12 protein-coding genes and 4 pseudogenes are annotated in these 11,726 nt (G+C 35.6%); 12 read left to right on the forward strand and 4 right to left on the reverse strand.

What is annotated here, in order from left to right:
* The 6 genes and pseudogenes from ED2_RS13165 to ED2_RS16155 form a co-directional block, all read left to right on the forward strand.
* Positions 1-244: pseudogene (locus ED2_RS13165) on the forward strand (hypothetical protein); the annotation flags it as partial.
* The gene (locus ED2_RS13170) at positions 232-1,413 is read left to right on the forward strand and encodes a restriction endonuclease subunit S (protein WP_060789877.1); all 1,182 of its coding nucleotides are present in this window, start codon (positions 232-234) and stop codon (positions 1,411-1,413) included. The pseudogene ED2_RS13165 and the gene ED2_RS13170, both read left to right, overlap by 13 nt.
* A gap of 137 nt (positions 1,414-1,550) precedes the next feature.
* Positions 1,551-2,087 carry a helix-turn-helix domain-containing protein gene (locus ED2_RS13175; protein ID WP_010824152.1) on the forward strand — a complete coding sequence of 179 codons (537 nt, stop codon included), beginning with the start codon at positions 1,551-1,553 and terminating at the stop codon, positions 2,085-2,087.
* A 379-nt stretch (positions 2,088-2,466) separates the two neighbouring features.
* Complete coding sequence (locus tag ED2_RS13185) at positions 2,467-3,117, forward strand: ABC transporter ATP-binding protein (RefSeq protein ID WP_010383508.1); 651 nt, start codon at positions 2,467-2,469, stop codon at positions 3,115-3,117.
* Positions 3,114-3,869: an ABC transporter permease gene (locus ED2_RS13190; RefSeq protein WP_010276774.1), complete on the forward strand. Its 756-nt coding sequence runs from the start codon at positions 3,114-3,116 to the stop codon at positions 3,867-3,869. Before ED2_RS13185 ends, ED2_RS13190 begins: the two co-directional genes overlap by 4 nt.
* 75 nt (positions 3,870-3,944) lie before the next feature.
* On the forward strand, positions 3,945-4,067 hold the full coding sequence (locus ED2_RS16155; protein ID WP_255209482.1) for a hypothetical protein: 123 nt from the start codon (positions 3,945-3,947) through the stop codon (positions 4,065-4,067).
* On the opposite strand, the gene ED2_RS13195 is transcribed toward ED2_RS16155, so the two are convergent.
* Positions 4,064-4,744, reverse strand: coding sequence for an IS6-like element ISS1S family transposase (locus tag ED2_RS13195; RefSeq protein WP_010890648.1), 681 nt, complete (start codon positions 4,742-4,744; stop codon positions 4,064-4,066). The genes ED2_RS16155 and ED2_RS13195 overlap by 4 nt on opposite strands.
* Positions 4,745-4,819: 75 nt before the next feature.
* On the opposite strand from ED2_RS13195, the pseudogene ED2_RS15495 reads away from it, so the two are divergent.
* Positions 4,820-4,939, forward strand: a pseudogene (locus ED2_RS15495) (IS5/IS1182 family transposase); the annotation flags it as partial.
* A gap of 162 nt (positions 4,940-5,101) precedes the next feature.
* On the opposite strand, the gene ED2_RS13200 reads toward ED2_RS15495, so the two are convergent.
* Positions 5,102-5,524 carry a cupin domain-containing protein gene (locus ED2_RS13200; protein ID WP_003108064.1) on the reverse strand — a complete coding sequence of 141 codons (423 nt, stop codon included), beginning with the start codon at positions 5,522-5,524 and terminating at the stop codon, positions 5,102-5,104.
* Positions 5,525-5,768: 244 nt separating this feature from the next.
* On the opposite strand from ED2_RS13200, the gene ED2_RS13205 reads away from it, so the two are divergent.
* Positions 5,769-6,071: a bacteriocin immunity family protein gene (locus tag ED2_RS13205; RefSeq protein ID WP_015081754.1), complete on the forward strand. Its 303-nt coding sequence runs from the start codon at positions 5,769-5,771 to the stop codon at positions 6,069-6,071.
* A gap of 95 nt (positions 6,072-6,166) precedes the next feature.
* On the opposite strand, the pseudogene ED2_RS15185 reads toward ED2_RS13205, so the two are convergent.
* Positions 6,167-6,456, reverse strand: a pseudogene (locus ED2_RS15185) (IS6 family transposase); the annotation flags it as partial.
* A gap of 161 nt (positions 6,457-6,617) precedes the next feature.
* Between ED2_RS15185 and ED2_RS13210 the strand changes: the two are divergent.
* Both ED2_RS13210 and ED2_RS13215 read left to right on the forward strand, forming a co-directional pair.
* A complete protein-coding gene (locus tag ED2_RS13210) occupies positions 6,618-7,166 on the forward strand; it encodes a putative immunity protein (protein ID WP_060789878.1) in 549 nt (182 codons plus the stop codon).
* A complete protein-coding gene (locus ED2_RS13215) occupies positions 7,163-7,723 on the forward strand; it encodes a recombinase family protein (protein ID WP_060789879.1) in 561 nt (186 codons plus the stop codon). Before ED2_RS13210 ends, ED2_RS13215 begins: the two co-directional genes overlap by 4 nt.
* A gap of 1,293 nt (positions 7,724-9,016) precedes the next feature.
* Here ED2_RS13215 and ED2_RS13225 read toward each other — a convergent pair.
* Positions 9,017-9,280, reverse strand: a complete 264-nt coding sequence (locus ED2_RS13225; RefSeq protein WP_010824155.1) for an antitoxin — start codon at positions 9,278-9,280, stop codon at positions 9,017-9,019.
* Between the two features lie 904 nt (positions 9,281-10,184).
* Between ED2_RS13225 and ED2_RS13230 the strand changes: the two genes are divergently transcribed.
* Together ED2_RS13230 and ED2_RS13235 are read left to right on the forward strand one after the other, a co-directional pair.
* Complete coding sequence (locus ED2_RS13230; protein ID WP_060789881.1) at positions 10,185-11,390, forward strand: RepB family plasmid replication initiator protein; 1,206 nt, start codon at positions 10,185-10,187, stop codon at positions 11,388-11,390.
* Positions 11,383-11,726: pseudogene (locus tag ED2_RS13235) on the forward strand (DNA-binding protein); the annotation flags it as partial. The gene ED2_RS13230 and the pseudogene ED2_RS13235, both read left to right, overlap by 8 nt.

Below are 11,726 nucleotides of genomic sequence, written 5' to 3' on the forward strand. Positions count from 1 at the left end.
GCAACAACGATTAGCCTTACAGGATAAAAAGTTGTTAGAAGAATACAAAGCAGAAAACGACAGATTAAAAGTTCTCAAAATGCCCTCACAGGAAACAGAATTCAAACACTTAGACAATCAATATAAAGATGAAGTGAACGCTCTTAAAGAGAAGTTGGAAAATTTGCAGGAACAAATCAAAGATCAAAAAAGGATAGAAGAACAAGAAAAACCAAGAAAATGGTGGGGACTATGGCGAAAATAGATGATTCAGTTAAAAAGAAAGTTCCAGAATTGCGATTTAAAGGATTCACGGATGAATGGGAAGATCGTAAGTTATCAGACATTGCCGATAGATTTGATAACTTACGTGTACCTATAACAGCATCCGATCGAAAACCTGGAGATACCCCATATTACGGAGCTAATGGTATTCAAGATTATGTTGAAGGATTTACGCATAATGGTGAATTCATTTTAGTAGCAGAAGATGGAGCAAATGATCTAAAAAATTATCCCGTACAATACGTTAATGGCAAGGTTTGGGTTAATAATCATGCACATGTTCTTCAGGGTAAAAAGACAATTACAGATAATAAGTTCTTGATGAATGCTATTAAGAATTTCAACATAGAGCCATTCTTAGTTGGTGGTGGACGTGCAAAACTTAATGCAGATGTCATGATGAAATTAAATATTCTGTTACCAACTTTTGTCGAACAAGAAAAAATCGGTTCATTATTTAGTCTTTTAGATAAGACTATCGCTCTTCATCAGCGTAAGTTAGATTTGTTGAAAGAGCAGAAAAAAGGGTACTTACAAAAAATGTTCCCTAAAAATGGCTCAAAAATTCCTGAACTACGTTTTAATGGTTTTTCTGGTGATTGGGAAGAGCGTAAGTTGGGAGAAATTACAACTTCGTATTCTGGAGGTACTCCTTCAGCAGGAAATTCTAGCTATTATAAAGGGGACATTCCTTTCATTCGTTCTGGAGAAATAAATAGTTCTAAGACAGAGTTATTTTTGACGGAAGAAGGGTTTAACAATTCTTCAGCTAAGTTAGTTGAAGTTGGCGATATTTTATATGCTCTATACGGAGCAACTAGCGGAGAAGTTGGTATTTCTCAAATAAATGGAGCGATCAATCAAGCAATTTTAGCAATTAAACCAATTGAAGGTTATGAGTCACAATTTATTATGCAATGGTTGAAATTACAAAAACAAAAAATAATAGACAAATACTTGCAAGGTGGGCAAGGTAATCTATCAGGCACGATTGTAAAAGATTTATTTCTGAGGATTCCTGATTCAAAAGAACAAAAAAAAATTGGCCAATTTTTCAAACAACTCGACGACACTATCGCTCTTCATCAACGCAAGTTGGATTTGTTGAAAGAACAGAAAAAAGGTTTTTTACAAAAGATGTTTGTTTGATTTTTGCACTTTGTAATCAATAAAATTTTTATTTTTTTGATATTAGAAAAGATTTTCTAGGCATTTTAGGGTAATTAGAAAAGGCTTGGATAGAAATAAGAGATCTAAATGATTATATTGGGGGTATGGAAAATCATATGAATTTTGGAGAAATACTACAGACCAAAAGAAAAGAAAAAGGGTTCACTCAAGAGGAATTGGCTCACCAACTATTGGTTAGTAGTAAAACCATTTCAAATTGGGAGACGAATAAAACAACTCCTGATATAGATAATGTCATCCGTATCTCTCAATTATTTGATATTTCCTTAAATCAGTTATTATTGGAGGGATCAGACATGGTTGAAAACATTAAGAAGAACGCAGAGTTAAGAGAAAGTAAAATTTATTTGGTGACGAGTTCTATAACTAATTTGGTTTTTCTTTTTATAATTGCAGTCAGTCCTATTTTTGGAGAATTACCTGAAATTATTTCAATAGCTTTAGCAGTAGGAGCATTCTTTAATTTATTTTGTGTTCTTTATTTCTCTAGACGATACATGATGTTATCGAATAGTCAGTGGAAGACACGTACAACCAGACAAAAGATGTGGTCTATTTTGCTTAGTGTGGCTTTGGTTATTATTATATTTGCTATCGTCTTTTTTATTCGTTTTAAATACAGCGCATTTTAAATTCAACTCAATTAAAAGGGTCTATAATTAGATAATGACCCCTAGGAAAGACTATTAAAACAGCCCCCATTATCTAATAGTTAGATAACGGGGGTTGTTTTTTTTATAAAATGATATAATACTCCCTAGATAGGAGAAAACGTATGTCTAGACAAAAACGATCGATCAAGGAAAATAATGATAAATTAAAAGTTCAATTAGAACTCCTCCGTAGTTATACGGAACACTTTGACTCAGGTATGATTCATATGGCTTTGCCAATGGCTACACAGGTTCGTGTATTAATACATCAAACAGATAAGTCCAATTTATTGACTTCTGAGCACTTTTTCATCCGGCTGTTGTCGGCGCCGATCATTGTGCGATCGGGGGTGGGCATATGAATTCATTGATTAGTTTAGAAAAAGTTAATTATCAAATCGCTGATCAACATATTTTACATGATGTTGATTGGCAGATTCCAGCTGGGGCTCATATTACATTGACGGGACCATCCGGTGGTGGGAAAAGTACGTTATTACGGATCATTGCGGCCATGATTTCTAAAACAAGTGGGACCTTGATTTTTGATGGGCAGCCGATTGAAAGTTATGACCCAATCATGTATCGGCGGCAAGTCTCATATTGTTTCCAACAACCGACGTTATTTGGTGAGACGGTGGCAGATAACTTAGCTTTCCCGTACCAAATTCGTAAGCAAGTCATGGATACGCAACGAGTGGTAACGGCGTTAAATAATGTTGGGCTGTCCGAACGAACCCTGCATCAGCCGATTATCGAGCTTTCCGGTGGTGAACGGCAGCGGGTCGCGCTGATTCGCAACATCTTATTCTTACCAAAAGTGTTGTTATTAGATGAGGTGACAGCTGGTTTGGATGAAAATAATAAGCAAATCGTGCACGCCTGGTTACGACAGTTAAATGAGCAGGATCACGTGACAACGATCATGATTACTCATGACGCGACAGAGATTGCTGCGGCAGATCAATTAGCGAAAGTGGTTGCTGGCAGATTGGAGGTACACGCATGAATTTAGCAGTTAATAATACGTCGCTATTTTTGGCGGCAATGTTAGTGCTCGTCGCGTTAGGAATTAGTTTGTGGCAGAAACTTGGCTTGGATAGGGACATCGTCATTGGTGTCGTGCGGGCTGTTGTACAACTATTTATCGTGGGTTACTTGCTAAAGTATATTTTCCGAGTCAACAATTTGTGGCTAACGCTGGCGATGATAGGCTTCATTATCTTCAATGCGGCTTGGAATGCGAAAAAACGGGGGCCGGGGATTGACCATGCATTAGCCATTTCGTTATTAGCCATTTTTGTTAGTACGGGGGTAACACTCGGCGTCCTCGTGCTATCTGGTGCGATTAAGTTTGTGCCATCGCAAATGATTCCCATTTCTGGTATGATTGCGTCGAATTCAATGGTCGCAATTGGGCTGGCTTATCGCAGCCTCAATAGTCAGTTTCATGACCAGCGGCAAGGTGTGCTTGAACGGTTGGCGTTAGGGGCTGGTCTACTTGATGCTTCGATTGCCATCGTGCGTGAGGCGATTCGTACGGGGATGTCACCAACCATTGATTCGGCAAAGACTGTGGGTCTAGTCAGTCTGCCAGGGATGATGTCCGGTTTGATCTTTGCAGGGGTCGATCCAGTACGGGCCATTAGGTATCAAATTATGGTCACGTTCATGCTCTTATCAGCGACTAGTTTGGGGTCAATCATTGCGTGCTATTTAGCTTACCGTAATTTCTATAATGAACAAAAACAGTTGAAGTAATGACTCTTGATTGCAGTCCCGCGGGGAGTCCTTTATGATGGAAGCTGAAATAAAACTTAATGCGGGGGTATTGATGTGAATGACGCAGCGGTTTGGGTTCCAGTTCCAGCAATGTTTTACTGGGGCTGGTTAGTACCACTGGTTCTGTTGCAAAGTTTAAAAATCAAATACAAGGTTTATAATCCTTCTTGTTCTTAAGCTAATATTCCCATTAAGACCTTAATCTCAGTAGATACCGAAAATCCGAAGAGCGTTCCATTTCTTCGGTTCTTTTTGTATATTCCTCGAATTGTTTCCATGCCCTTAATCGTGGTTGAGGCAGTTCGTAGACTTCGATAAAATTTATTGCGTCGTTTGATTGGTCGATGGTCTTGCTCAATGAGGTTATTGAGATACTTCACAGTTCGATGCTCTGTCTTAGTATATAAACCGTTACTCTGTAACTTTCTAAATGCAGAACCAATAGAGGGCGCTTTATCCGTGACAATTACTCTTGGTTGACCAAACTGTTTATGTAGTCGTTTCAAGAACGCATAAGCAGCTTGAGTATCCCGTTTCTTGCGTAGCCAGATGTCTAAAGTCAATCCATCCGCATCAATTGCACGATAGAGATAATGCCAACGACCTTTGATTTTGATATAAGTTTCATCCATTTTCCACGAATAGAAGGACTGTCTATTTTTCTTTTTCCAGAGATGATAGAGGACTTTACTGTATTCTTGTACCCAACGATAAATAGTTGTGTGACAAACGTTAATCCCACGATCATAAAGGAGTTCTTGAATTTCACGATAGCTTAGATTGTAACGTAGATAATAACCAACAGCGACAATAATCACATCTTTTTGAAATTGTTTACCTTTAAAATAGTTCATTGATATATCCTCGCTGTCATTTTTATTCATTTTACACTAAAATAGACTTATCAGAAAACTTTGCAACAGAACCGTTCTAGTTTACGTTCTATTGGATTCGATCGAGCTGTTTTAAATACTGACCTTACAAATCTGACTTATAACTTATTGAGGTACGAACAAGTTAAACGTTTAAATCTCAAAACATGGCGGTAATCTGTCTAAAATAAGAATAAACAGTCAAGTGGCGTCTGTAACATAAAGAAAAACACAGTAGACTATGCTTAGTTTTCTGTGTTTTTTTCTAATTTCATTTAGAGGTGAATTAATTGGTAGTTATTAGAGGTGCCCTTAATTTGACAAATCATATAACTAAAATTAGTCTTCATTAGGATCATTTTTAGCTTCCTCATGCGTTTTATGTACTGTACCAGGGACATGATCAGGACCTGCATAAATTGAGTAAATTTTCAGAGGTTTGTCACCAATATTGGTTACATTATGCCAAGTATCAGCAGGTACTAAAATTACATCATCATCTGAAACTTCTTGTTCAAATGTAAGATTATCTTCGGCATCTCCCATTTGGCATAAACCTTTACCTTCTTCGATACGGAGGAATTGATCGATACCCATGTGTACTTCTAAACCAATATCGTCACCGGGTTCAATAGCCATTAATGTAACCTGAAGTTTTTCACCAGTCCAAATTGTTGTACGGTAATTCTCGTTTTCTTTGGTATAATCCTCAATGTTAACGATAAATTTTTCTTTGCCATGATCTTTATAATCGAATGTCATTAGAAAGTCCTCCTTGTTCTTAATTAGACTAATTCTAATAATTAATCTATACTATAGTAATAACATAAAACCGTTTACAAAGCAAAGAAAAAGATTATTATCTACCGTTTTTTTAAAGACGCGAATCGCGAATTGTAAAATTAAGTTAGAAAAATAAAAAGGCAGTGATAGTCGAAATATAGGTTTTGTGTCAATGTAGAATGACACAAAAAAAACTCGACATAACAAATAAGGTTAATAAAGAATGACGAAATACTTTTACCCAAATTTAAAAGATAACCAAAAAGAGTTATTAAATATTATTGATAACATAATAATCAATAATACTATCTCAAAAGAAGAAAAAAAACTTTTTGTAATAGCAAAAAGAGATATTGAAAGAGGGCGAGATTTTGATGCTCAAATTAGTGAACTAATTTCTAGTTTGCAGTATCTGGTGCACTCTTCTCCTGTTCTTTATTTTCTTGAAGAGTCTCGGAAGAGAATGCTAGTTAATCCAGGGACTGGAGGTTCTCCGTATGGGTGGTCAAACTTTGAAAGTAAATAGACATCAAATTTGAGTAGTAACTGGAATTTATTATAGATTAGTTTTTACAAAATTATGGGTATGCTCATTTTGTGTCTAAATATTTAACCTTAGATATCTCGTTTCTTTCGTAACCAGATGTCTAAAGTCAATCCATCCGCATCAATTGCACGATAGAGATAATGCCAACGACCTTTGATTTTGATATAAGTTTCATCCATTTTCCACGAATAGAAGGACTGTCTATTTTTCTTCTTCCATAGATGATAGAGCACTTTGCTGTATTCTTATACCCAACGATAAATCGTTGTATGGCATACATTAATTCCTCGGTCATAAAAAGCATATCTTGTACTTCACGATAGATCAAATTGTAACGCAAATAATAACCTACAGCTACAATCATCACGTCTTTTGGAAATTGTTTGCCTTAATCTTTGTAAAAAAGCAGTTTTGAAATTAACGGTTAGCTCATAACTTAACAGTTTTGACCAGCAAAAGGCGATATGATAAAATCAAGGCTAGTGACAGGTCATAACTGGACGTCATAATTAAAGGAGAAATTAAATGAAAGATGAAATAAACTGTAACAAGAATGATTTTGCTTGGAATGACCATGAAAAAAAGCAACCAGTAAAAATCCCAACCCCTTATAAAATAAAGATAATTGACGATTTATCTCTTCGCATTGAATTAGAGACTATTTTGAATAATTTACCGCAAAAACAATTAGCTAAGTGGGCAATTGAAAATGCTCAAAAATTCAAACAATATTTTGATAACAATTTACAGAACGATGATAGAATTACGCAAGCAGAAAATGTTTTAGAAAATAGAATAAATGACACGTGCAATGCTTACCTGTTAAGACAAGCAGGATTTTTAGCAAATGAATTAGCAAAAGAATCTGAAACAGAAATAAGTAAGTATTCAGCTAGAGTATTCGCTCAAGCTATTGCTGTTGGACATATGCGAGGACATGCGATTGTTTCATCAGATTATGCGATTAAAGTAATAAACCTAATCTATCCTAATAGTTTAGAACATGTAATTGCAGAGCGAGAAAAACAAATAGTTATAGCTAAAAAGATAAGTAAATCTGGTGAACAACTATGAAATACGGCTATGCACGAGTTAGTACCCTCGACCAAAAATTAGAAAATCAAATCAAGCATTTAAAAGACGCAGGCGCAGAAACGATTGTTCAAGAGAAGTTCACAGGGACAACGAAAGAGCGTCCTGAATTTCAAGACTTACTGGCACGCTTAGAAGTAGGCGACACGTTGATTGTAACCAAGCTTGACCGTTTCGCACGGAACACCAAAGAAGCCCTTGAAATCATTCAGAGCTTGTTTGAGAAAGACGTGAGTATTCACATTCTAAATATTGGTTTGATTGATAATACCGCGACAGGACAATTGATTTTTACGATTTTTTCTGCCTTTGCCCAGTTTGAACGAGAATTAATACTTGAACGCACCCAAGAGGGAAAGCGTTTTGCGAAAGCTCACGACCCCAATTTTCGAGAAGGACGCCCAAAGAAATATACAAAGGAGCAGTTGCAACTGGCGTATGAGTTAAAACAGCAAGGCTTAACTTACAAGATGATTGAACGAAAAACAGGAATCAGTATTAGTACCCAACAACGAGCTTTCAAGCAGATGATGAAATAAGGCTGTTTGAGAGCTTTTTCTTTTATCCATGATAATTATTACTAACTCACGTTTAAAATCGCTTAAAAGGCAAACTATGAGCTTATAGGACTATTTAAAGCGTTTAGACTAAACAAAGTAGCCACGACCGTTAGGGAGTTCTTTTTAGTGGATGAACGAACAAAAAATCTCTCGTATTTTGTTTGTTCATCCATGGTTTTAGAAAAAAGAGGGACGATTTCGGAAGAAGAAAATCGTCTCTTTTTTTCTTCTTTTTGTATGACAAAAAGAAAGATCTTTTGCCCATTTTATTTTTATAAAATGGGTAGGTGGCGTTTGCGTAAAGCAAATCGACACAATCCAAAGGGGATAAAAGGGGAAAGTGAAACTTCCCCCTTTTCAAGCCACATTGTAATACAAGAACGAAGTGTTTTGTATTACAATGTGATAGCTTGCAGTATTTATGGGTTTATATTTGCTATTTTGTTGTGAGGATTGTAACCGAATAGGGCGCAATGCTTATTACAAAATCAATGACAAAGGGCGATTGAGGAATGAGCGCTGAGGCATTTTATCTTTGAGGAAGTTCTTGATGGATCAGAAAAATGTATCACAAATTGAAACAAAGACTCACTTATTTAAGAGACGCTACTATCATGAAATTTTGTTGTTGCGATAAGCAACTTCTGATACACGTTTTTTAGCCATTACATCACTCGTTTTTAGAGTGATGTGTAAGTGCGCATTGCTTTAAAAATGGCAATGAAAAAAACCCAAAGAAAATCCCAAAGGCGCACTTACACATCAAATAAATTGATGTCATACTAAACCCTAAAAACCTATATAAGAAGTTGCCTTTGGTAACAACAAAAAATATAATATGGGGATTGGGGCAGTGCCCCAAAAATAAAAAGAATCGTCTGAAACGAGGAACAAACTAAAATGTAAATTTTAGGTGTGACCGAGTGGAAGATGATTACTTTTTACCGTAAGTGGATATACACTTACTAAGCTCGCTATAATACTTTATAACGTTTTTATTTACATGAGCGTAGCGAATTTTATCCAACACGCCTGACGAAAATCAAACACGTTTTACGTTTGATTTTAGCAACGGAACGCACAAAATTTATTTGGTGCGTATAAGTGCGCCCTTAGTAAAAATCGCTAAGGGAATATTTGTCAGATTACCTTTGTCGAAACGCACCCCTTATTTTTAAGGGCGCACTTACACCCACCAAGTTTCATTTGTGGTTAATGTGCGATAAACCTTAATTTACATTTCGTTTTATCGTCAGGCGTGTTGGTTAAAACTCACGTTGTTCGTGTGATACTGTCGGCGTATTTTTTTATTGATCGTAAATAGTCATGATAGGCTTCTAGTTCTTCAAGAGATAATTTAAATAAATTAATTTGATTCATGTCTGATAATTGGTTTAGCAAATTTGTTTGTAGGTTTGTAGAATCGCTTTTATCGAGTTCATTATTTAAAACATAGTTCAACATTTTTGAGTGAATCGCTGATTGAAATTCATTGATTATCTCAATTTCAAATGTTTTTCTGTAATCTAATGTCATGTTGTTTGCTCCCTTCTGGTTTCGCTTTGCTCAACTAAACATTTACTTTTAATTAAACAGACTTCGCTTGTTTAATCAAAAATAAACGTGCGAATAAAAAGCAAATCATTTTTAAAGCTCATAAAATGCGTTCTAAGGCGTTTTATGAGCTTTAGGTGTAATTTATGCTCTTTACTTTTAAAAAGCCTGTATCAGCTTGAAATTAGTGTTTAAATTGATTTTAACCTAATTTTAGGGTGCTTACTTCTTTTTGGGTGCGCTAGTTTATTCAAAAGGAATCCTGTAAATAAAAAAGTAACATGCTCCACAAAGCTCTATTTTTAGTTTTAAGGGGGTTTTTGTTCTAAGTCTACTTTTGAATCTGCTTTTGGGTTGTTAGGGCTTGCCCTGACCGTCTGTAAGACGCTTGATTGCATGATATGAGTATTTAGCTAATCAAACAGTTAAAACAGCTTATATGAGCAATTAGAGGGAATCCAATAAATTCCTAAAAGTGGTTTTGATCTTTTCTTTTAGCGAGTGAACGAAGTGAACGCTGCAAGTAAAATGTGAGCGTGGTTTTCGCTCACTCCTTTTTTGATGACTTTGACCTTTATTTTTACATTTTTGAAAAAAATAAAAAAAGGCGAAGCCTATATTACATTTATCTTATATATTTTAATCTTTTATTTCTTTTGCGTGGAGAAAAAGTCAGTCAGAATAAGGCTTTCTAGATTTTTATAGCTACTAAAAACTGTGTATATAGCTACTAAAAACTGTGTATATAGCTACTAAAAACTGTGTATATAGCTACTAAAACATTGAGAAAGTAGCTATAAAATGATATAATAAAAGCATAGAGAAAATTCACGGCAAAATGACTTTCTCTATGCCTATTTCAAACACGCAAAGGAGCGTATTTTATATGTCTAGTATAACAGAAAAAGCAAAAAATCAAAAGCAGGTGCTAACCTTGAACGAACTCTCAAAACGTAAAGTCGTCGAGCATAACAGCTTGATAACATCAATCGCTAAAATGGATAAAACGCCCTTAAAAATGTTTGAGTTGGCGGTATCTTGTATCAATACCGAAGAACCACCCAAAGACAATACCGTCTATCTTTCAAAGGCTGACCTTTTTGCTTTTTTTAAGGTATCCGACAATGACAAGCATAGTCGCTTTAAACAAGCAGTACGAGCTATGCAAAAAGAAGCCTATTTTGAAATTAAGGAAGAAGCAGGCAAGGGGTTTAAATTTAAAAGCATTGTTCCTATACCTTACGTGGAATGGACAGATTATCATGATGAAGTAAAAATTGAATTTCATCGTGAAATTATGCCTTACTTAATCAATCTTAAAAAGAATTTTACACAACACGCTTTGTCAGAAATTTCTGAATTGAATAGCAAGTACAGCATTATCTTGTATCGTTGGTTATCCATGAATTACAATCAGTATGAACATTACAGCGCTAAAGGGGGACGGAGAGCCGAACAAGTAGAAAGCTACCGCAATCCCTCAATATCGGTTAAAGAACTAAGAATAATGACTGATACCGTCAATGAATATCAGCGATTTACCAATTTTACTAAAAAAATATTAGATATTCCCTTAAAAGAAATCAACGATAATACGACTTTTAAGGTGTCCTATGAGAAAGTCAAAAAAGGGCGTTCGATTGATTCTATTGTCTTTCATATCACGAAGAAACCAGTCGCACGAAATGACTTCTACAAGCTGGAAGAACAAGACCCTATTTATTTGCAGGATAAAGCAAATAAAGAACAAGCAGAAGAACTTTTAGCAGGGAAAGCATTAAAAAGTAAATACACGAAACTTTTGTTGGATAATATGCTATTAAGTCCTTATGAAATGACCGATACGTCACTTATGGCAGGATTGCAGGCGCACGTGTACCCTCTCTATGACGAGCTGAAAGCCTTACGAGGGTTGAATGGGGTCAAAGACCACCTCTCTTATGTGAGAGCTAAACAAGAAGCCTATTCAAAACGCAATATAGCCAAGTACCTCAAAAAAGCAATTGAACAGTATTTACCAACTGTAAAATTACAAGACCTTGAACAACCAGAACGTGCAAAGGTTCGAGGTAAAGGTGCAAGCCATGAGTGAGAATTTAAAAACGATAAAAGAGCTTGCAGACGAATTTAACGTATCGAAACAAGCGGTCAGGAAAAGATTAACCGAAGAATTTAGAGCAAACCATGTGGAAACCGTTACTAGTAACGGAGTGAAAACTTTAGTAGTAACCTATACTGGATATATGTTGTTAAAACAACACTTTACCACTAGTAATGCAACTGGTAACGACAAGGTAACCGATACTAGTAACCCCACAACTGGTGATTTATCTGTAGTTAAAATACTAGAACAACAGTTATTTGTTAAAGATAAGCAACTAGAAAATAAAGATAGCCAAATATCGCAAATGCAAAGTCTGTTAGATCA

The sequence above is a fragment of the Enterococcus durans NBRC 100479 = LMG 10746 genome (genome assembly GCF_001544215.1).
Lineage (GTDB): Bacteria > Bacillota > Bacilli > Lactobacillales > Enterococcaceae > Enterococcus_B > Enterococcus_B durans.

Coding starts and splice junctions, on each gene's coding strand:
- ED2_RS13170 (WP_060789877.1), top strand. CDS start 232: ATGGCGAAAATAGATGATTCAGTTAAAAAGAAAGTTCCAGAATTGCGA.
- ED2_RS13175 (WP_010824152.1), top strand. CDS start 1,551: ATGAATTTTGGAGAAATACTACAGACCAAAAGAAAAGAAAAAGGGTTC.
- ED2_RS13185 (WP_010383508.1), top strand. CDS start 2,467: ATGAATTCATTGATTAGTTTAGAAAAAGTTAATTATCAAATCGCTGAT.
- ED2_RS13190 (WP_010276774.1), top strand. CDS start 3,114: ATGAATTTAGCAGTTAATAATACGTCGCTATTTTTGGCGGCAATGTTA.
- ED2_RS13195 (WP_010890648.1), bottom strand. CDS start 4,744: ATGAACTATTTTAAAGGTAAACAATTTCAAAAAGATGTGATTATTGTC.
- ED2_RS13200 (WP_003108064.1), bottom strand. CDS start 5,524: ATGACATTCGATTATAAAGATCATGGCAAAGAAAAATTTATCGTTAAC.
- ED2_RS13205 (WP_015081754.1), top strand. CDS start 5,769: ATGACGAAATACTTTTACCCAAATTTAAAAGATAACCAAAAAGAGTTA.
- ED2_RS13210 (WP_060789878.1), top strand. CDS start 6,618: ATGAAAGATGAAATAAACTGTAACAAGAATGATTTTGCTTGGAATGAC.
- ED2_RS13215 (WP_060789879.1), top strand. CDS start 7,163: ATGAAATACGGCTATGCACGAGTTAGTACCCTCGACCAAAAATTAGAA.
- ED2_RS13225 (WP_010824155.1), bottom strand. CDS start 9,280: ATGACATTAGATTACAGAAAAACATTTGAAATTGAGATAATCAATGAA.
- ED2_RS13230 (WP_060789881.1), top strand. CDS start 10,185: ATGTCTAGTATAACAGAAAAAGCAAAAAATCAAAAGCAGGTGCTAACC.